The organism is Fibrobacter sp. UBA4297 (assembly GCF_002394865.1).
GTDB lineage: Bacteria > Fibrobacterota > Fibrobacteria > Fibrobacterales > Fibrobacteraceae > Fibrobacter.
In genome coordinates, this window is record NZ_DGUZ01000018.1 from 130,438 (window position 1) to 151,551 (window position 21,114).

Sequence of the window (21,114 nt, forward strand, 5' to 3'; positions counted from 1 at the left end):
TATTTTCGTTAAATTTAATCAAAAATTCGTCAAAAATCAATAATTTTCGTTAAAATTAGAAAATTCTCCTCAAAAATTCGTCAAAAACAGGCATTCTTCCTCAAAAAGTCACTTGAATTCGCTCGTGATTTGCATTGAGCCGCTACGTCCGTATTGGTCCTTGTAGATGAGAGTCCAATAGATGGGGCCTGTAGGAATTTTTGCTGAAATGTTGATGAGGCGGCTAGAATACCTTTTGGCGAGGTCGGGCAGTTCCCAACCATGACAGTATCCTGCCATATCTTCCTTGTAATAGGAATGCGCAACGACCCTGCAACCGTATTCGTTCTTGGAAACAGAATACTCGATAGAATCTTTTCTATAGTAAGGGTAATCTGCGAATTTTTTTTCGGTGAATACGTCGAATAATCCATTGTTGCAATGTGATCCATGTTCTTGTTCGCAATAATCGACTAATGATTGTATACTGGGAATCTCATTTATTATGGAGTCCGTCGTTTCTGGATTGGAAAGGCTAGTGTAATGCTCTGTTATTTTCTCAAAGTCTTCAGAATTTGCCGAAGCAAGTGGGGAGTATCTAATGGTAGGATTGAGGCCGTTTCCATCGTGGTAGAGGATGATTCCTTCGGGGAGCCCTTCGGCATAAAGCCGGTAGTATCCTTCGTAACGGAAAAGGACTTCGCACCCGTTGGCCGAGAGCGTTTCTAGATGGCTTTTGACTTTAGCCTTATCAAATTCGGGAATGTTGCTGTACGGGATGTATGAGGTAATTGCGCTGTCCCCGAGATTCACATCGAAGAGAAGTGTTGTTTCCGTACTTTCGTGAAAGTATCTGCCGTATGCGCTGCTGTCGTTGTCATGATAATCCACTTGTATTGTGATTCCACCATACGGAACACTGATGGTGCCGCCGACATTTTCCACGCATTGTCCCTGCTTGCATTTAAAACTTCCGTCTTCATACAAAAAACATTGATTGAGGGAGAAAAATCCCGTGTCGAGTTTTCCTTCTTCCGCAGGGTAGAGCACCCGCAAATTTACAGTGCGTGTTTCATTTGAATCGATAAAAGACCGTAATGGTATCGTTGCAACACCGCTACCGGAAAAACTCAGGGGTTTGTCGGGCTCGACCAAGTCATTATGTCTTTTGCTGGAACTACTGCGCTGAAAATTGCTGCTGGATGATGATGGAGTGACAGAACTCGAACTGACACTCGGACCTTCTGTCGAAGAATCCAAAATGGAACTTGATGAAACTTGATTCGAAGAGCTTGATTCGAAAACGGAACTGGAACTGATAGAAGTTGACGAATCCATGTCAGATGAACTTTCTGTGCTTATTTCTTCGGTGAAAGGTGTGGGATCGCTCGGGCTTTCAGAGCAATTTGCAAAAAGGGCTAATGCCGCAATTAGATAGAGAAATTTTATTTTCACAGTCCACCTCACAAGCTAATCATGAATATAGCTAAAAAAAACGGAATAATGTCACCCACTTTTTTTTTCTACCTATTCCCTTTGGCTCGGTTGTGCGACTTGCAGAGCATTTCGCAGTTTCGACCCAAAAGTACGGTCTGGCCCGACAGAACCCATATAAATTACGGAATGGCGGTTGTCAAGAGGTCTTAAAAGAAAGAGGACGATGCTTTCGCACCGCCTTAAATGTTTTCACAACGGAATAATCCTTATTGTGAATTGCTTTCAGATTATGCTAATAATATAGTTAAAGTTTTTTGATTTGTGACTTTTTTTTTATGAAAAAATTAAAATAGTCAAAAAAATTTGTAAATGTCACAATATGACATAATGAAAGTTTATATTTATAAATTTATACTGTTTGACCTTATTCTATAAATTTGGCGTTTTTGTTGAAATTTTGCGGTTTTTCTGTCTTTTTTACTCGAAAAAATGTTACTTTAATAGAAGAAAAATTTTATAAAAAGGTTTATTCATGAAAAAGATTCTTGGTTTGGACTTGGGAACCAATTCAATTGGTTGGGCTGTGGTGAATGCGGATGCAATCACTCGCAACGACGGGTCTCGCTACCTGAAGCCGAACAGCATTTCTGCCGCTGGCAGTAGAATCATCCCTATGTCAGCAGATGTTCTAGGCAACTTTGAATCAGGAATTACAGTTTCGCAAACCAAAGATCGAACAGACAAGAGAATGGCTCGCCGCTTGCATGAAAGAGCTCTTTTAAGACGAGAAAGACTTCTGCGCATTTTAAGCCTTATGGATTTTCTGCCAAAACATTTCGCAAGCAAGATTAACCGCTATGGTAAATTCACTGACGATAGTGAGCCCAAATTAGCATGGCGCAAAAACACAGAAGGCAAATACGAATTCATTTTCCAAGATGCATTCAATGAAATGCTAGCCGAATTTAAAGACAAGCAACCAGAAATTGTCAAAGAAGGAAAGAAAATCCCCTATGACTGGACCATCTACTATCTTCGTAAAAAGGCTCTTGAGAAAGCTCTTTCAAAAGAAGAACTCTCTTGGTTACTGCTCCAGTTCAATCAAAAACGCGGTTATTATCAATTAAGAGGCGAAGAAGAGGATATTCCTCAGGACAAGAAAATCGAATATTTAGCGCAAAAAGTTGTTAAAGTAGAAGCAACCGACCAGAAGAAAGGCGATGATATTTGGTACAATGTTTATCTAGAAAATGGGATGATCTATCGACGTACCAGTAAAGCCCCTCTTGATTGGGAAGGGAAAATCAAGGAATTCATTGTAACGACCGATTTAGAAAAGGATGGGACGCCTAAGAAAGATAAAGAAGGAAATATTAAACGATCCTTTAGAGCTCCACAAGAAGACGATTGGACTCTTCTTAAAAAGAAAACCGAAGCCGATATTGAAAAAAGTACAAAAACAGTCGGTTGCTACATTTACGATTCGTTGCTAAATAACCCCAAGCAAAAGATTATTGGGAAATTAGTCAGAACAGTTGAAAGAAAATTCTATAAAGAAGAATTGACACAGATACTTAAGAAACAAGTTGAGCTCATCCCCGAACTCCGAAATGACAATCTGTACAAACAGTGTATTGAAGAACTCTACCCCATCAACGAAGCTCATAGAAATACTATTGCAAAGACCGATTTTGCAAATCTTTTCATTAACGACATTTTATTCTATCAGCGCCCGTTAAAAAGTAAAAAATCCCAAATTGACAATTGTCCTTACGAAGAGCACATTTTCATTGATTCAAAAACTGGCGAAAAGAAAAAAGTTCCCGTAAAATGCATTACAAAATCAAATCCATTATTCCAGGAATTTAGACTTTGGCAATTCATTCAAAATCTGAGAATTTATCAGCGAGAAAAAGAAATCGATGGTAAACTTTCAACAGACGTTGACATTACAAGTGAATGCTTAAAATCTGAAGAAGATTATGTAAGACTTTTTGACTGGCTAAATGATAGAGAATCCATCGAACAGGAAGAGTTGTTAAAGTATCTCTTTAATACCAAAAAATCTAAAAATAAAGAAAATCCATACCGATGGAATTATGTAGAAGATAAAGTTTATCCTTGCAACGAAACTCGTGCCACAATTTTGAAAGGACTTTCAAAATGTGGTATTAACGCATCAGTTCTTTCGTCAGAAATGGAAATGGCTTTATGGCACATTCTTTATTCTGTCGAAGACAAAAAGGAAATTGAAACGGCTCTGACTCATTTTGCACAAAAGCAGGGTTGGAACGGCGAGTTTGCAATAGTTTTCTCCAAGTTAAAACCATTTAAGAAAGATTATGGTTCCTATTCAGAAAAAGCAATAAAGAAATTGCTATCTCTCATGCGAATGGGCAAATACTGGAACCAAGACAATATTGACAAAAATACTCTAGACAGGATTGACAAAATCATCAATGGCGAATATGATGAGAAAATCTCCAATAGAGTTCGGGATAACGCGATTAACCTAAAAGACATAAGTGATTTTAGAGGCCTACCGGTCTGGCTAGCCTGCTACATCGTGTACGACAGACATTCTGAAGCCAAAGATTGTACCAAATGGAATACTCCCGAGGAAATTGATTCTTATCTCAAGAAATTTAAACAACATTCCTTGCGTAATCCCATCGTCGAACAAGTTGTCACAGAGACATTAAGAACCGTTCGAGACATTTGGAAACAGGAAGGACAAATTGACGAAATCCATCTTGAGCTTGGACGAGACCTGAAAAATCCTGCCGATAAGCGCAAGAAAATGTCTGAAAACATCCTGAAGAACGAAAACACGAATTTACGCATCAAAGCCATGCTAATGGAATTCATGAATCCAGGCATGGGCATTGAAAACGTTCGTCCGTATTCACCAAGCCAGCAGGATATTCTGCGTATTTATGAAGAAAACGCACTTGAAAATTTAACTAAGGATGACGAAGAATTTGATTTCATCTCCAAAATATCCAAACAAGCTCAACCAACAAAATCAGATATTGTCCGTTACAAATGTTGGCTTGAACAAAAGTATCGATCCCCATACACGGGTAAAACAATCTCTCTTTCTAAGTTGTTTACCTCCGCATATGAAATCGAACATATTATTCCTCAGTCGCGTTATTTCGACGACTCTTTCAGCAACAAGGTCATCTGCGAAGCTGAAGTTAACAAGCTTAAGGACCGCCAATTAGGACATGAATTCATTGAGGAGCACCATGGAGAAAAAGTTCAATTAAGCCAAGGTGAAGTTGTCGAAATACTTTCCGTAGATGCTTATGAAAAATTCGTCAAAGAAAATTATGCGAACAATCGCGTAAAAATGAAAAAACTGTTGATGGAAAACATTCCCGATGAATTCATAGAACGCCAGCTAAACGATAGCCGATACATCAGCAAAGTTGTTAAAGGACTCTTGTCTAATATCGTTCGTGAAAAAATTGACGACGAAAACTATGAACCAGAAGCAGTGTCCAAAAATCTTATTTCGTGCAATGGCGCTGTTACAGACCGTTTGAAAAAAGATTGGGGCATGAATGATGTCTGGAACAGCATTATTTTGCCAAGATTTATTCGAATGAACCAAATTACAGGAAAAGATTGTTTCACGACAACAAATGCAGAAGGTCATCTTATTCCACAGATGCCTTTAGAGCTTCAAAAGGGGTTCAATAAGAAAAGAATTGACCACCGGCATCATGCAATGGATGCTATAGTCATCGCATGCACTACACGGGATCATGTAAACCTACTGAATAATGAAGCGGCCCATTCAAAATTCAATGCAACTAGGTATCAGTTGCAACGCAAACTCCGTTGTTTTGAAAAGGCGATGATTGACGGCAAGGAACGTGAAGTAGCCAAAGAATTCCTAAAGCCCTGGGATTCATTCACTATGGACTCCAAGAACATCCTTGAAAATATCATCGTTAGTTTCAAGCAAAATCAGCGTGTGATTAATAAAACGACAAACACATTCCAACATTTTGATGAAAACGGAAAGAAGACTTTTGTAAAGCAAGGAAAGGGCAATAGCTGGGCAATCCGTAAACCAATGCACAAGGACACCGTTTTTGGGGAAATTAATCTGCGCAAAGTAAAAAGCGTTTCCTTAAGTGACGCAATAAAAGTTCCAGAAAGAATCCTCAACAAGAGAATCAAAGAAAAAATTACTGAATTGAAAAACAATAAAGTTGACGCAAAGAACATCAAAAAATATATTGAAGAATATCATATAGGCGGCTATGGGATTGACACATCAAAAATAGACGTATTCTATTTCACTAAAGAAACAAAAGAACGTTTCTTCGCCACAAGAAAATCTCTTGACAGCTCTTTTAACCAAGCAAAAATCGAAGATAGTATCGCTGATTCTGGAATACAAAAGATTTTATTGGCTCATCTAAAAAGCAAGAACGGAGATGCAGAACAAGCTTTTTCTCCAGACGGCATTGATGAAATGAACAAAAACATCGTTGAACTAAACAATGGTAAATTCCATCAACCAATTTTAAAGGTGCGCGTTTACGAAAAGGCGGATAAATTTGCTGTTGGACAAAAAGGCAATAAGAAAGTCAAATTTGTCGAAGCCGCTAAGGGAACCAATTTGTTCTTTGCCGTTTTCGAAAAAGACGGGAAACGCTCGTATTTGACAATTCCACTAAACGTAATGATTGATTGCCAGAAAAAATATGGTAATCAGTGGAAACAGAATATTGAATCCTATTTAAAAGAAAAGGACCTTGTTGAGAAGGACGTTCAGCTCCTGTTTATTCTTTCACCGAATGATTTAGTGTATTTGCCAACAGAAAACGAATTAAAAAAAGGTATTACCAATCCTGATAAAGATCAGATATACAAATTTGTAAGTTGCACAAGCAATGAAGCACACTTCATTCCATCCTTTGTAGCCAATCCTATTGTACAAACAACAGAGTTGGGAAGCAATAATAAAGCCCAGCGAGCATGGAACAATAAAATGATTAAGGAAATATGTATTCCTATAGAGGTTGACAGACTTGGAAATATAAAATAGGCCCTTTATGATTAAACGTACACTGTATTTCGGGAACCAGGCTTATCTAAGCCTAAAGGACAACCAGCTTGTCATTAAGAAACGCGATGATGAAATCGTCACCGCAGCTATTGAAGACATTGCCTATATTGTCCTTGATTCTCCCCAAATTACAGTGACCAACGCTTTACTTGGGGCTTTGCTAGAGAACAACTGCGCTATCATCAACTGTGACAAGACCCATTTGCCATCAGGTCTTTTACTCCCTCTGTCGGGAAACACCCTACAAAGCGAAAGATTCCAGGCTCAGATAGATGCATCGCTTCCATTAAAAAAGCAACTATGGCAACAAACGGTCCAGCAAAAAATTTTAAATCAGGCCGCCGTTTTGCATGGTTCTCATGACGCTGAAATTGGAAATATGACGGCATGGGCAAATTCCGTGCGAAGTGGAGATGTTGATAACAGAGAAGCTGTTGCCGCAGCTTACTATTGGAAAGAAATGTTCCCCGATATTCCTGATTTTGTTCGTGACCGTAATGGAGTACCACCAAATAATATGCTCAATTATGGCTATGCCATTTTACGCGGTGTGGTTGCAAGGGCTTTGGTTTCGAGCGGACTTTTACCGACTTTGGGAATACACCACCATAATCGTTACAACGCCTATTGTTTAGCAGATGATATAATGGAGCCGTACCGCCCAATCGTAGACAAACTAATTTTAGAAGTTATTAACGAAATAGAAGAATATCCTACTGATCTTTCTACTGAAATAAAGGCAAAACTTTTAAGAATTCCCGTACTTGACTGTGTTATTGAAGGAAATCGAAGTCCATTGATGAATGCCGTTTCAACAACAACAGCTTCGCTTGCCAAGTGTTATTTAGGAACAACAAGGAAATTGCTCTATCCGGAGGTGTAGGATGGACCGATTTAGCGAGTACAGAATTATGTGGATTATGTGTTTCTTTGATTTGCCGACAGAAACGAAAATTGAGCGGCAACGGCACAGCGAGTTTCGCAAAAATCTGTTGAAAGATGGATTTTCAAGATTCCAGTTATCCATATATATTCGGCATTGCGCTTCTGTGGAAAATGCAGAAGTTCATATTGCTCGCGTAAAGAGTTTTATGCCGCCAGATGGTTCGGTAAGCATACTCTGCATCACAGACAAGCAGTTCGGGAAAATCCAAGTTTTCTATGGCCGAAAAGAAAAACCAAAGCCCAAATCAACTGGGCAATTAGAGCTTTTCCTATAAAAAACGTTCAAAAACAAGAAAAAATCGACCCCAAAAGGTCGATTTTTTCTTTTCGCAATGATACATCTAACTCGTTCATAGCTGTATAGTTACAACGAATCAGTTGTTATTGCACTAGTAAAACTAGAAAATCTGAAAGCAATTCACAACGTTTCGCCTTCTGTTGATACGACTCGATTTGTTGTTATTGCACTAGTAAAACTAGAAAATCTGAAAGCAATTCACAACGATCATGCTCGGTTTAATTGGTCTCATGATGTTGTTATTGCACTAGTAAAACTAGAAAATCTGAAAGCAATTCACAACTAGACGATCTCGGCGTAAGATGTGGAACTTGTTGTTATTGCACTAGTAAAACTAGAAAATCTGAAAGCAATTCACAACTTCAGGATTTGCCGAACCTCTATAATGACTGTTGTTATTGCACTAGTAAAACTAGAAAATCTGAAAGCAATTCACAACGAGGTTCACGCGAATAAGGCTCATGAACGGGTTGTTATTGCACTAGTAAAACTAGAAAATCTGAAAGCAATTCACAACCTGTTGGTGGCTTGACTGCCTTGCGTGATGGTTGTTATTGCACTAGTAAAACTAGAAAATCTGAAAGCAATTCACAACTCCTGTGAAGCGTTCTGTGGACCCTGCAACGTTGTTATTGCACTAGTAAAACTAGAAAATCTGAAAGCAATTCACAACCGGTTCTGACAAGCTATTTCAAGTGCCAATGTTGTTATTGCACTAGTAAAACTAGAAAATCTGAAAGCAATTCACAACTACGCTCGTGCGCTTCCTATCGAAAAGTCGTTGTTATTGCACTAGTAAAACTAGAAAATCTGAAAGCAATTCACAACCCACTCTTGACGGTTATCTGATTGGCTGGGGTTGTTATTGCACTAGTAAAACTAGAAAATCTGAAAGCAATTCACAACCGCTTGATAAACAGTTATCTTACAATGATTGTTGTTATTGCACTAGTAAAACTAGAAAATCTGAAAGCAATTCACAACGATGTAGACAGAAAATGAATCTTTGTCCTTGTTGTTATTGCACTAGTAAAACTAGAAAATCTGAAAGCAATTCACAACGCTGCCCTTGATGATGTTTGCAGCGTGTGGTTGTTATTGCACTAGTAAAACTAGAAAATCTGAAAGCAATTCACAACACAATCACGCATGCGCGCGATAACCTTCTAGTTGTTATTGCACTAGTAAAACTAGAAAATCTGAAAGCAATTCACAACATGCGTTTGCAGCCGGTGCAAAGTCGATTTGTTGTTATTGCACTAGTAAAACTAGAAAATCTGAAAGCAATTCACAACACCTTTAACCCGGCGGCGGCGCGCGCGGTGTTGTTATTGCACTAGTAAAACTAGAAAATCTGAAAGCAATTCACAACGCAAAAGTATCCTTGATGGATGTGCCCATAGTTGTTATTGCACTAGTAAAACTAGAAAATCTGAAAGCAATTCACAACGACAAATGCAGACCATTCATTCCATCCTCCGTTGTTATTGCACTAGTAAAACTAGAAAATCTGAAAGCAATTCACAACTGGTGGTGTATTGCCCATTTGGCAAGGTCAGTTGTTATTGCACTAGTAAAACTAGAAAATCTGAAAGCAATTCACAACCACAAGATAGCACTGTAAGCGTCTTATCTGTTGTTATTGCACTAGTAAAACTAGAAAATCTGAAAGCAATTCACAACAACCTCGAAAATGTTTCGGCAATCGAACAGGTTGTTATTGCACTAGTAAAACTAGAAAATCTGAAAGCAATTCACAACCAGGCTTTCTTTGCGTCAAATGGTGCGCGCGTTGTTATTGCACTAGTAAAACTAGAAAATCTGAAAGCAATTCACAACGAGTCATGCGATTTATAATCTTCAGTGTGAGTTGTTATTGCACTAGTAAAACTAGAAAATCTGAAAGCAATTCACAACGTTCCGCCACGAAGGCTATGGCGACGAAGAGTTGTTATTGCACTAGTAAAACTAGAAAATCTGAAAGCAATTCACAACTGTGTTACTCAACAGGCTCCAATGTGACTAGTTGTTATTGCACTAGTAAAACTAGAAAATCTGAAAGCAATTCACAACACTATCCAAACCCAGCTCGTGAGCGTACATGTTGTTATTGCACTAGTAAAACTAGAAAATCTGAAAGCAATTCACAACTGCCCTCTACACGCTCTGAATTAGTTATATGTTGTTATTGCACTAGTAAAACTAGAAAATCTGAAAGCAATTCACAACTTAAAAGTGGATAGAGAAAAATGTAATTTGTTGTTATTGCACTAGTAAAACTAGAAAATCTGAAAGCAATTCACAACGACTTCTCTTGGGGTTCACAGAAGCAATAGTTGTTATTGCACTAGTAAAACTAGAAAATCTGAAAGCAATTCACAACTGTAAATGCAGCCCATAAAACAAGCGGTTCGTTGTTATTGCACTAGTAAAACTAGAAAATCTGAAAGCAATTCACAACAGGTGGTCCGCTCGTTGCGCTTCCAGGGTGTTGTTATTGCACTAGTAAAACTAGAAAATCTGAAAGCAATTCACAACAAAATAAAATATCTACGTTTACTATTTTTTGTTGTTATTGCACTAGTAAAACTAGAAAATCTGAAAGCAATTCACAACCATGTTTTTCTCCTTTAAAAAAGACCCCTGTTGTTATTGCACTAGTAAAACTAGAAAATCTGAAAGCAATTCACAACACTTTTTGGGAACGTTAGCACCTGCGCCCGGTTGTTATTGCACTAGTAAAACTAGAAAATCTGAAAGCAATTCACAACCCGTTTCGCTCTCCCTTCGAATTCGAGCGAGTTGTTATTGCACTAGTAAAACTAGAAAATCTGAAAGCAATTCACAACCTGGTACTCGATATCGTGGATGTCAAAGTTGTTGTTATTGCACTAGTAAAACTAGAAAATCTGAAAGCAATTCACAACCATCTCTCGTCTTGCGTTCGCCCTGTGTTTGTTGTTATTGCACTAGTAAAACTAGAAAATCTGAAAGCAATTCACAACCAAGCATTCGAACGGGATAAATAGGGGAGTGTTGTTATTGCACTAGTAAAACTAGAAAATCTGAAAGCAATTCACAACAGCGTCATCCGTTCTGCACGTAACGACAACGTTGTTATTGCACTAGTAAAACTAGAAAATCTGAAAGAAGCTGAGTCCCAAACTGCGAGGAATGGGGCTATGTCAACTGCAATATAGATTATTTAAAGAGAAAAGGAGATGCCCCGCCAAGCGGGGCATGACATCAGGGCGAGTGGCCAAGCTAAGCCGGGGCGTTACGGGGCGGCGTCTGAGCGCCCGCATAGAGAGGGTGATGGAAGACTCGGCGGGAATGCTTTGATGCTGTACGAGAAGGAGGTGCCCGCTCGGTGGCGGGCATGACATTGTAAGCCGAGGCTGCAATCAGGGGGATTCCTCCCCCACCCTTCATAAGCTATCAAAATTTCCAATAACACATTTTGACATTCCTTTCTGTACCTTAAAATGCGTCGGACGAAGCTACTAATAAAGTAATTCTATAAGTAGCGATATTTTTTTAGTATTGGACAAAGGGTTTTGCGTTCTCTATATTTGTCTCTCAAAAATGGGAGACATTCTATGGCAGTTGATTATTCTACTCTTAAAAAGGGCGGCTGGATGCGCCAGAAGCAGAAGAACAATTTCTCGTTGCGCGTTCGCGTTGTTGGCGGGAACCTCACTGCAACACAGCTTGCCAAAATCGCCGAAGTCGCTGAAAAATATGGCGAAGGTTACGCTCACCTGACTTCGAGACAGAGCGTCGAGATTCCGTTTATCAAGCTTGAAAATATTGACGATGTGAAAAACGCACTTGCCGAGGGTGGCGTTGAACCGGGCGTCTGCGGGGCTCGCGTGCGTACCATTACGGCATGCCAGGGTGAAGCCGTTTGCCCAAGCGGTTGCATTGACACATACGCTATTGCCAAGGAACTTGATGACCGTTACTTTGCACGAGAACTTCCGCACAAGTTCAAATTCGGTGTGACGGGTTGCCAAAACAACTGTCTCAAGGCCGAAGAAAACGACGTGGGCATCAAGGGCGCCATCAAGGTGGATTGGCTCGAAGACAAGTGCATCGGTTGCGGGCTTTGCGCAAAGGTTTGTCGCAAAGAGGCGATTAAAATCGAGAACAAGAAGGTTATTTTCGACAAGGAAAAATGCAATTACTGCGGTCGTTGCTACAAGTCTTGCCCCACTGACGCCTGGAGCCACATTCACGGCTACATCGTATCGTTTGGCGGGCTTTTCGGCAACAACATCAACAAGGGCGAAACGATTATTCCGTTTGTAGAAGACAAGCAGAAGCTCTTGGACATTTGCGATGCCGCGATTCAATTCTTTGCAGACAACGGAAAGAGCGGTGAACGTTTCAAGTACACTATTGACCGCGTCGGCCGCGATGTATTCGCAAAGAAAATCCAGGACGTATACAACGGATAAACGCTTGCATAAAAAGGCCAGCATTCCAACATATTATCAACAAATGAACATCGAAAAACTCAAGACAGACTTGCTGATTATTGGTGGCGGGACCGCTGGCTGTTATGCGGCCATTACCGCAAGTACTTTAGATGCAGCGAAAGACGTCGCAGACATCAAGATATTGGTTGTCGAAAAAGCGAACATCAAGCGGAGCGGTTGCCTTGCGGCAGGCGTAAACGCGCTGAACGCCTACATTACCGAAGGCCGTACGCCCAAGGATTATGTAGAGTACGCCAAGAAAGACGCCGACGGAATCGTTCGCGAAGACTTGCTGTACAGCATTTCCGAGAGGTTCAACGAAATCACCGCGCACTTGGAAAAGCTAGGCCTTGTCATTTTGAAGGACAAGGATGGAAAGTATGTGACCCGCGGGAATCGTAATATCAAAATCAACGGCGAGAACATAAAGCCAATTTTGGCGGCGGCTGTCGCAAAGGCACCGAATGTTCAGGTGCTGAACCACGTGAACATTTTCGATTTTTCCGTTCACGACAACAGGATTGACGGAGCTTTCGGTTTCGGAATCGAGAACGATACTTTTTACGCCATCGAGGCGCATGCGGTGATTATCGCCACAGGTGGTGCGGCCGGGCTTTACCGCCCGAACAATCCAGGATTTTCAAGGCACAAGATGTGGTATCCGCCATTCAACACGGGCGCGGGCTATGCGATGGGAATCCGTCACGGTGCCGAGATGACGACTTTCGAGATGCGTTTTATTGCGCTGCGTTGCAAGGATACGATTGCCCCGACGGGCACGCTTGCGCAGGGCGTGGGCGCAAAGCAGATAAATTCGCTTGGTGAAGTTTACGAGACAAAGTACGGCATTTCCACATCAGAACGCGTGTACGGAACGGTAGCCGAAAACCAGGAAGGCCGCGGACCATGCTACTTGCGCACCGTCGGGATTACGCCCGCACAGGAAGACTCGCTTTTAAAGGCTTACCTGAACATGGCTCCGTCGCAGACGATTCGCTGGATTGAAAATGGTACGCCATCGAAGGCGAATGTCGAAATCGAAGGAACGGAGCCCTATATCGTGGGCGGCCACACCGCAAGCGGTTACTGGGTCGATACCAAGCGAGCAACAACCATCGAAGGGCTTTACGCTGCTGGCGATGTTGCCGGTGGAGCCCCGCAAAAATACGTGACGGGCGCGCTTGCCGAAGGCGAGATTGCGGCGAAGAGTGCAGTGGAATTCATCCAGAGCAAGGTTGCGGCCGATGCAACCATTAAGGAAGAAGAGGTTACCGAACATGTTGCAGAAATCGAGAAATTCCTCAACAACAAAAGCGGCAAGGACACCGCTGAATGTCTTGAAGAGGCAATGCAAGTGGCTATGGACACTTATGCAGGAGGCATCAAGACAGGCTATCGTTATAGCGAAAATCAACTAGCAATTGCCCTCAGGGAAATTGAGAATATCGAGCTGCGTGTGGGCGGCTTGCATGCAGACGATTTGCAAGAAGTCATGTATATCTACGAGCTCAAGGAACGCTTGACGGTTTGCAAGAGCGTGATTGCGCACTTGGCCGCGCGTCACGAAACGCGTTGGCACAGCTTTGCAGAAAACACCGACTATCCCAAAAAAGACAACGAACATTTCCGCAAGTACGTAAATTCCCGCCTCGAGAACGGACAACTTAAAATCATCTTGCGGGAACTCACCGCAGAAGGGCAAAAGAACTATGAGCATCAGCATTGATCAAAGTAAATGCATCGGCTGCGGGAAATGTCACGATGTTTGTCCCGGCACGTTAATCAAGATAAACGAAAATAAAAAAGCATTTATCAAGTATCCCAAAGATTGCTGGGGTTGCACCTCGTGCATCAAGGAATGCCCTGTTCACGCCATCCAATTTTTCCTCGGTGAAGACATTGGCGGCAAGGGAAGCAAGGTACATACCGAAAAAGTCAAGGGCGAAAAAAACGATATCGTGCGCTGGATTTTTGAACTGAACGATGGAAGCGTCAGGACTATCGATATCGATCCCAAGGAATCTAACAAATACTAGGAGTTTTACAGTGAGCGAATTTTCACACCTCGACGAGCTGGAAGCCGAAGCCATCTACATCATTCGCGAAGTCGCAGCCGAATGCGAAAAGCCGGTTATGTTGTACTCGATTGGCAAGGACAGTTCCGTCATGTTGCATTTAGCCATGAAGGCCTTCTATCCCGAAAAGCCGCCTTTCCCGTTCTTGCATGTGAATACCACATGGAAGTTCCACGAGATGATTGAGTTCCGCGACCAAACGGCGCAAAAGCTCGGTATCGAGATGATCGAGTACATCAACCAGGACGGCGTTGATCGCGGCATCAATCCCTTTGACCATGGATCCGCCTACACCGACATCATGAAGACGCAGGCTCTAAAGCAGGCGTTGAACAAGTACGGTTTTACCGCCGCATTTGGCGGCGGCCGCCGCGACGAGGAAAAGTCCCGCGCAAAAGAACGCATTTTCTCGTTCCGCAATTCCGCACACGCTTGGGACCCGAAAAACCAGCGTCCCGAAATGTGGAAGCTTTACAACACCAAGATCAACAAGGGTGAAAGCATCCGCGTTTTCCCGATTTCGAACTGGACCGAAAAGGACATCTGGCAGTACATCAAGCGCGAAAAGATTGACATTGTTCCGCTGTACTTTGCGGCCCCGCGCCCGGTCGTGGTGCGCGATGGCAACATCATCATGGTGGACGACGAACGCTTCCCGCTGCGCGAAGGCGAAACGCCCGAAATCAAGTCGGTACGTTTCCGCACGCTCGGTTGCTACCCGCTCACAGGCGGCATCGAATCCACCGCCACGACGCTTGATGAAATCATCGACGAAACGTTGAGCGCCGTCTCTTCGGAAAGAACTTCGCGCGTCATTGACAACGAAGCTGCCGGCAGCATGGAACGTCGCAAGAGGGAGGGATATTTCTAATGAAAGGCTTATTGAAGTTTATTACATGCGGTAGCGTTGATGACGGAAAGTCGACGCTCATCGGACACATCCTCTACGATTCCAAGTTGCTCTATGCCGACCAGGAAAAGGCTCTGGAACTCGACAGTAAAGTCGGTAGCCGCAGCGGAAAGATAGATTATTCACTTTTGCTCGATGGCCTGATGGCAGAACGCGAACAAGGTATCACTATCGACGTAGCGTATCGCTATTTCACGACGGATCACCGCAGCTTTATCGTTGCTGACACTCCGGGGCATGAAGAATACACGCGCAACATGGCCGTGGGCGCATCTTTTGCCGACCTCGCAGTGATTCTCGTAGATGCATCGCAAGGCGTTCTCGTACAGACGCGTAGACACGCCCGCATTTGCAGGCTGATGGGTATTCGCCACTTTGTCTTTGCCGTGAACAAGATGGATCTTGTGGGCTACAGCGAAGATGTATTCAACAAAATCAAGGTACAAATCGCAGAACTTGCACAGACTCATTCCCTGAGCAACATACAAGTTATTCCGCTTTCGGCAACAGAAGGCGACAACGTTACCATCAAATCGAAAAACATTGCATGGTATCAAGGTCCTGCATTACTTGAATACCTTGAAAATGTCGATACATCAAGCTCTGCACTAGAAAAGGGATTTTACATGCCCGTGCAGCGCGTGAGCCGCCCCGACCGTACATTCCGCGGATTCCAAGGACAAATTGAATCTGGAACGATTCGCGTCGGAGACGTCATCAAATCCCTCCCGAGTTACGAGAAAGCATCCGTCAAAAGCATTCTCTACACAAACAGGAATGTCGAAGAAGCCCACGCTGGCGAACCGGTCACGATTACGCTTGATCGCGAAGTTGACGTATCGAGAGGTTGCGTGCTCGCTAGAGATGCAAGCATCAGTAGCTACAAGAAAATCAAGGCGTCACTTTTGTGGATGGATGACGAGCCGCTTTCGCTAGGCAAAGACTACCTCGTCAAAATCGGGACAAAGATTATTCCTGGAACACTCACGAAAATCGACTATGCCATTGACGTGAACACAGGCGCACACTTAGAAACAGAAAGCATTTCCAAAAACGGGATTGCCGTCTGCGAACTTGTTTTCGCCGAAGCCATTGTCGTTGATCTTTTTGAAAAGCACAAAACGCTTGGCGAGCTCATTCTCATTGACATCGTAACGCATGCAACAGCCGCTTGCGGCGTTGTTGAAGGGCTCTACGAAAAGCAACTTCAATCCAACGAAAAGGCAGCCTTTGTGCAAGGCGAGCGCCATGGTCGAGGAGAAATCTTCGAAGAATTCTTCTACGATACAGCTACACTTTCCGTAGTAAAGCAACAGCCAGTCAAGCAGCACTACACTGTAGGCAACGAAATCCCGACTGCTGGCGAAAGCTACCACTACCCCGATGATTTTGATATCATCATTTTGCGAGACAGTATCGCCGTCAAGGTTCGTGGCAAGCGCATCGCGGAAATCACCACGGCAGAGGAATACCACTACGGAAACGTTCCCGTCATCAATGGACGCGGCTTTGAAATCAAGGTCCATTCCGATGAAGATGTTGCAAACTTGCTCCGTGAATACGATGATGCAGGAGAATCCGGCCGCGAGGAATTTTTCCGCAAGTGGGCCGCATTCGACACATATAGAAAAGTCGTGATAAAGTAATTTTCATTTCAATCAATCATTACAGCTCCCGATTAAACATCGGGAGTTTTAAGTTTTTCAAAAGAATTTCAACCGTGTGCAATTTCACAATTACTTTATAGTTATTAATAATTATAAACTCGCGCAATATTACATATAAAATTTCTATAGCAAAAATCGATACCTCCGCATAAAAATTTAGTATTGGACAAATCAAAAAACGCCTTCTATATTTGTGCGCACAAAAAAAAACAAGGAAACAAATAACAAGGAGTTTAGAATGAATCAGAATTTTTCAAGACTTGCCGCCGCTGCGGTTTTAACCACTTCCCTTTTTGCCACATCTGTTTTCGCTGACGAAGCAAAGAAGGCAGAAGAAAGCTCTTTCAAGCTCACAGGAAATGTTCAGGCACAGGCCATCAAGTCGCTGTATGACAACGATGCAGACAACACGCTTGACAATTCCTTCTTGCGCGCAAACGTTGGCGGAAAGTTTTCTTCTGAAAGCTTTGACGCTGTAATCAACTTGCGCATTTTCAGCCCCGGTTTCGGCAACACCATTGAGGGCAAGAATTACGATAAGATTCTCGCCGACACCTACTACGCCAATTACAAGTGGGATACCGAATACGGTAAGTTCAATGTTCAGTTCGGTCGTTTCCGTACCGACTGGAGTGTCGCCGGCAACTTCGGTACTTACGTAGATGTACACCTGAATAAGCGCGGATTCCTTTCTCGCGATTACCAGCACGACGCTTTCGCTTTCGGCTTTGAAAAAGGCATTTCTACATTTAACGCCTTGCTCGGCACATACGATGCAAAGTTCAACACGGGCTACATCCGCTTCGAAGAAACGCTCAAGTTCGGAGACGCCAAGGTCAGCGCAGCTTACCGTGTAAACGCCCTTGACGTCATTCAGCACACGGCACAACTCACCCACCGCGCCGCAGTTCGAGCAAGCTATTATTTCCAGAAGAATTTAGGTCTCTACGGTGAAGTCGCACTCATCGCAACTGGTGACGGAGAAAACCTCAAGGCAGCTAATGCCATCAAGCCCGAATATGCACAAGACACGCAATACGTTCCGTTCTTCGTCGGTGTAGAAATCCCAACCGCAGGCATTTTCAACAATGTTTACGCAGAACTTGAATACGTCTCCCATCGCGATGAACTGAACGCCGGCGCCGATGAACTCGCCTGGACTGTGAGCTTAATCAAGAAACTTGGTTCCCATTCCAAGATCCAGCTGACAGCATTCAGCGAAAAGAAAGCCTCTGACGTAGCCCTTGCAGCACGCTTCACGGCTACTATCAAATAACCTAAGCACACCCGAGCGCCCTCAGCACAGCTCACGCTTCTTTGATCCATCATTGCTGGGGGCGTTTCTTTTAAAACGAAACACCAAACATCAAAAATTTAAACAAAGAGGTACATAACATGAATTTCAAGAAAATTACAATTGCATCCATCGCACTCCTCTCCCTCGCTTTCACCGCTTGCTCTTCTTCCGAAGAAAAGGCCGCATCCGCTGAAAAGCAGACCCTCACCAACGTGTCTTACGACCCGACACGCGAACTCTACGCCAACTACAACCAGGTCTTTGCCAAGCACTGGAAAGAAAAGACCGGCAAGGATGTAGAAATCACGCAGTCCCATGGCGGTTCCGGCAAGCAGGCTTTGGAAGTCGCCAACGGTCTCGAAGCAGACGTTGTAACGCTCGCCCTCGAATACGACGTGAACGCTGTACGCGATGCAGGCCTTATCGAAGAAGGCTGGGTCAAGGAATTTCCGCTGAACAGCGCTCCTTACACCTCCACCATCGTCTTCCTCGTTCGCAAGGGTAACCCGAAGAATCTCAAGGACTGGGGCGACCTCGTCAAAGACGGCATCGGAGTCATCACGCCGAACCCGAAAACTTCTGGCGGCGCACGCTGGAACTATCTCGCCGCTTGGGCATGGGCCGAAAAGCAGTACAACGGCGACGAAGCCAAGGTCAAGGAATTCGTGAAGAAGCTCTACAAGAACGTGCTCGTACTCGCTTCTGGCGCTCGCGGCTCTACGACGACATTCATCGAAAACGGCCAGGGCGATGTTTTGCTTGCTTGGGAAAACGAAGCATTCCTCTCGCTCAAGGATTACCCCAAGGACTACGAAATCGTCATCCCTAGCGTAAGCATCTTGGCAGAACCGTCTGTCGCAATTGTAGACAAGGTTGTTGACAAGCGCGGCACCCGCGAACTTGCCACCGAATACCTGAACTTCCTCTACAGCGACGAAGGCCAGCACATTGCAGCTAAGAACCACTACCGTCCTTCCAACAAGGCCATTCTTGACCAGTACAAGGAATTTGACCAAAACGTGAACCTGATTGACATCAGCTACTTCGGCGGTTGGGACAAGGCTCAAAAAACGCACTTCTCCAACGGTGGCATTTTCGACCAGATTTACGAAAAGAAGTAATCCATCTCCATAGAAACAGTCCTCGCTCACAAACAGGCGAGGATTTTTCATATAATCAGGCAATTACTTTATCTATTATAAAAAAATTTAATAACAGACGCTAAAAATTAAGTATTGGACAGGCTGAAAAGTGCGTTCTATATTTGAGCCCAATTATGAAAAGAACAAATAGAAGTGTTATACCAGGTTTCGGCCTTACTACAGGCATCACGCTCGCCATTTTGGGCGTTGTCGTGCTCATTCCGCTTGCATCGCTTGTGGTGTTTACGGCGCAAATGAGTTTTGACGAAATTATAGAGACCATTACGCGCGACCGAGTGCTCTCTAGCTTTCGTGTGAGTTTTACAACTGCATTTATCGCATCGTTCATCAATGCAGTAATGGGCATCATTCTTGCGTGGGTGCTTGTGAAATACACGTTCCCGTGCAAGCGACTGATCGACGGCATGATTGAGCTTCCGTTTGCGCTCCCGACAGCTGTGGCGGGCATCGCTCTCACGGCACTCACAGCAGATACAGGCCTTGTGGGCGGATTCTTTGCAAAGTTCGGCATAAAAATCGCATTCACGCAAATCGGCATTACAGTCGCGCTCGTGTTTATCGGCATTCCTTTTGTGGTACGTGCTGTACAGCCCGTGCTCGAAAAGTTGGACCCCGCTTACGAAGAAGCTGCAGGCGTGCTAGGAGCATCACGGGGCCGCATTTTCTGGAAAGTGATTTTTCCGGAAATCGTGCCCGCCGCACTAACAGGGTTTGGGCTTGCATTCGGACGCTGCCTCGGAGAATACGGAAGCGTCGTTTTCATCGCAGGCAACAAACCATTCGAAACAGAAATTGCACCGTTAATTATCATGTCCGAATTGCAGGAATACGATTACGCAAGTGCGACGACAATTGCGCTTGTCATGCTCGTAGCCTCGTTTGTAACGCTTTTCCTCGTAAACTTAATACAAACTAGAAACACCAGAATTCTGAAAGGAGGCGCTTGATGTACAAAGAGACGACTTCTTCAAAAATTGTCAAATGGTCCTTGATTGGCATAAGCATCGCCTTTGTGGTGCTCATGCTTTTACTCCCCTTGATTACAGTTATCGCCGAAGCATTCAAGCAAGGATTTGACATTTATGCAAAGGCTGTTAGCGACAGCTACACCACCAAAGCCATTTGGCTCACCCTCGAAGCGACTTTACTTGCGGTCATCATCAACACCGTTTTCGGTTTGAGCGCAGCATGGTCACTCACCAAGTTCCATTTCAAAGGCAAAAAAATCCTTACGACATTGATTGACTTGCCGGTAACGGTTTCACCGATTATCGCAGGCCTTATCTTCTTGCTCACGTTCGGACGCCAAAGCCCCATTTACCCGTTGCTGCAGGATTGGGACATCAAGATTGTCTTTGCGGTGCCGGGCATTGTACTTGCGACAATCTTTGTCACGTTCCCGTTCATTTCGCGCGAACTGATTCCCGTGCTCGAAGCCCGCGGAAACGATGAAGAAGAGGCCGCCGCGCTGATGGGCGCTAAAGGCTGGACCATTTTCCGCAAGATTACATTTCCTCACATCAAGTGGGCATTTCTGTACGGCGTGGTGCTCTGCGCCGCCCGTGCCATGGGTGAATTCGGCGCTGTCTCGGTCATCTCCGGGCACTTGCGCGGAAAGACAAATACGCTTCCCTTGCATGTAGAAATTCTCTTCAACGAATTCCAATACGTGCCCGCTTTTGCAGTTTCGTCAATCCTTGTGATGCTCGCCATTGTCATTTTGATTGCACGAAGTGTGATTGAATATAGAGGTCGAAAGAAAATATAATAGGA

The 21,114-nt window shown here is 43.6% G+C and carries 13 protein-coding genes and 1 CRISPR repeat array; of the genes, 12 read left to right on the top strand and 1 reads right to left on the bottom strand.

The window, feature by feature from the left end; genetic code table 11:
- Positions 1 to 108: 108 nt before the first annotated feature.
- Positions 109 to 1,434 carry a hypothetical protein gene (locus B3A20_RS10410; RefSeq protein ID WP_290764437.1) on the bottom strand — a complete coding sequence of 442 codons (1,326 nt, stop codon included), beginning with the start codon at positions 1,432 to 1,434 and terminating at the stop codon, positions 109 to 111.
- Positions 1,435 to 1,948: 514 nt separating this feature from the next.
- On the opposite strand from B3A20_RS10410, the gene cas9 reads away from it, so the two are divergent.
- The 12 genes from cas9 to cysW all read left to right on the top strand — a co-directional run bounded on the left by cas9 (position 1,949) and on the right by cysW (position 21,109).
- Positions 1,949 to 6,484 carry a type II CRISPR RNA-guided endonuclease Cas9 gene (cas9, locus tag B3A20_RS10415; RefSeq protein ID WP_290764442.1) on the top strand — a complete coding sequence of 1,512 codons (4,536 nt, stop codon included), beginning with the start codon at positions 1,949 to 1,951 and terminating at the stop codon, positions 6,482 to 6,484.
- 7 nt (positions 6,485 to 6,491) lie between these two features.
- On the top strand, positions 6,492 to 7,388 hold the full coding sequence (cas1, locus tag B3A20_RS10420; RefSeq protein ID WP_290764444.1) for a type II CRISPR-associated endonuclease Cas1: 897 nt from the start codon (positions 6,492 to 6,494) through the stop codon (positions 7,386 to 7,388).
- A gap of 1 nt (position 7,389) precedes the next feature.
- Positions 7,390 to 7,725 carry a CRISPR-associated endonuclease Cas2 gene (gene cas2 / locus B3A20_RS10425; RefSeq protein ID WP_173389419.1) on the top strand — a complete coding sequence of 112 codons (336 nt, stop codon included), beginning with the start codon at positions 7,390 to 7,392 and terminating at the stop codon, positions 7,723 to 7,725.
- A 102-nt stretch (positions 7,726 to 7,827) separates the two neighbouring features.
- Positions 7,828 to 10,909: a CRISPR direct-repeat array (repeat unit 48 nt; unit sequence GTTGTTATTGCACTAGTAAAACTAGAAAATCTGAAAGCAATTCACAAC).
- A 438-nt stretch (positions 10,910 to 11,347) separates the two neighbouring features.
- Positions 11,348 to 12,208, top strand: a complete 861-nt coding sequence (locus B3A20_RS10430; RefSeq protein ID WP_012819987.1) for a 4Fe-4S binding protein — start codon at positions 11,348 to 11,350, stop codon at positions 12,206 to 12,208.
- 43 nt (positions 12,209 to 12,251) lie between these two features.
- Positions 12,252 to 13,955 carry an adenylyl-sulfate reductase subunit alpha gene (locus B3A20_RS10435; protein WP_290764449.1) on the top strand — a complete coding sequence of 568 codons (1,704 nt, stop codon included), beginning with the start codon at positions 12,252 to 12,254 and terminating at the stop codon, positions 13,953 to 13,955.
- Entirely contained in the window at positions 13,939 to 14,265 is a 327-nt protein-coding gene (locus tag B3A20_RS10440; protein WP_290764451.1) for a 4Fe-4S dicluster domain-containing protein, read from the top strand. Before B3A20_RS10435 ends, B3A20_RS10440 begins: the two co-directional genes overlap by 17 nt.
- A 10-nt stretch (positions 14,266 to 14,275) precedes the next feature.
- On the top strand, positions 14,276 to 15,175 hold the full coding sequence (gene cysD / locus B3A20_RS10445) for a sulfate adenylyltransferase subunit CysD (protein WP_290764453.1): 900 nt from the start codon (positions 14,276 to 14,278) through the stop codon (positions 15,173 to 15,175).
- Positions 15,175 to 16,860, top strand: coding sequence for a sulfate adenylyltransferase subunit 1 (locus B3A20_RS10450; protein WP_290764455.1), 1,686 nt, complete (start codon positions 15,175 to 15,177; stop codon positions 16,858 to 16,860). The genes cysD and B3A20_RS10450 overlap by 1 nt, the downstream gene beginning before the upstream one ends.
- A 259-nt stretch (positions 16,861 to 17,119) precedes the next feature.
- Positions 17,120 to 18,157, top strand: coding sequence for a hypothetical protein (locus B3A20_RS10455; RefSeq protein ID WP_290764457.1), 1,038 nt, complete (start codon positions 17,120 to 17,122; stop codon positions 18,155 to 18,157).
- Between the two features lie 119 nt (positions 18,158 to 18,276).
- Positions 18,277 to 19,299, top strand: coding sequence for a sulfate ABC transporter substrate-binding protein (locus B3A20_RS10460; protein ID WP_290764460.1), 1,023 nt, complete (start codon positions 18,277 to 18,279; stop codon positions 19,297 to 19,299).
- A 155-nt stretch (positions 19,300 to 19,454) separates the two neighbouring features.
- Positions 19,455 to 20,288 carry a sulfate ABC transporter permease subunit CysT gene (gene cysT, locus B3A20_RS10465; RefSeq protein ID WP_290764463.1) on the top strand — a complete coding sequence of 278 codons (834 nt, stop codon included), beginning with the start codon at positions 19,455 to 19,457 and terminating at the stop codon, positions 20,286 to 20,288.
- Positions 20,288 to 21,109 carry a sulfate ABC transporter permease subunit CysW gene (gene cysW / locus B3A20_RS10470; RefSeq protein ID WP_290764466.1) on the top strand — a complete coding sequence of 274 codons (822 nt, stop codon included), beginning with the start codon at positions 20,288 to 20,290 and terminating at the stop codon, positions 21,107 to 21,109. The genes cysT and cysW overlap by 1 nt, the downstream gene beginning before the upstream one ends.
- Positions 21,110 to 21,114: the final 5 nt, after the last annotated feature.

Bases quoted from the DNA above. Each gene is read 5' to 3' on its own strand.
- cysW (WP_290764466.1), top strand. From the start codon at position 20,288: ATGTACAAAGAGACGACTTCTTCAAAAATTGTCAAATGGTCCTTGATT.
- B3A20_RS10450 (WP_290764455.1), top strand. From the start codon at position 15,175: ATGAAAGGCTTATTGAAGTTTATTACATGCGGTAGCGTTGATGACGGA.
- cas9 (WP_290764442.1), top strand. From the start codon at position 1,949: ATGAAAAAGATTCTTGGTTTGGACTTGGGAACCAATTCAATTGGTTGG.
- B3A20_RS10455 (WP_290764457.1), top strand. From the start codon at position 17,120: ATGAATCAGAATTTTTCAAGACTTGCCGCCGCTGCGGTTTTAACCACT.
- cas1 (WP_290764444.1), top strand. From the start codon at position 6,492: ATGATTAAACGTACACTGTATTTCGGGAACCAGGCTTATCTAAGCCTA.
- cas2 (WP_173389419.1), top strand. From the start codon at position 7,390: ATGGACCGATTTAGCGAGTACAGAATTATGTGGATTATGTGTTTCTTT.
- B3A20_RS10435 (WP_290764449.1), top strand. From the start codon at position 12,252: ATGAACATCGAAAAACTCAAGACAGACTTGCTGATTATTGGTGGCGGG.
- B3A20_RS10430 (WP_012819987.1), top strand. From the start codon at position 11,348: ATGGCAGTTGATTATTCTACTCTTAAAAAGGGCGGCTGGATGCGCCAG.
- B3A20_RS10460 (WP_290764460.1), top strand. From the start codon at position 18,277: ATGAATTTCAAGAAAATTACAATTGCATCCATCGCACTCCTCTCCCTC.
- cysT (WP_290764463.1), top strand. From the start codon at position 19,455: ATGAAAAGAACAAATAGAAGTGTTATACCAGGTTTCGGCCTTACTACA.
- B3A20_RS10440 (WP_290764451.1), top strand. From the start codon at position 13,939: ATGAGCATCAGCATTGATCAAAGTAAATGCATCGGCTGCGGGAAATGT.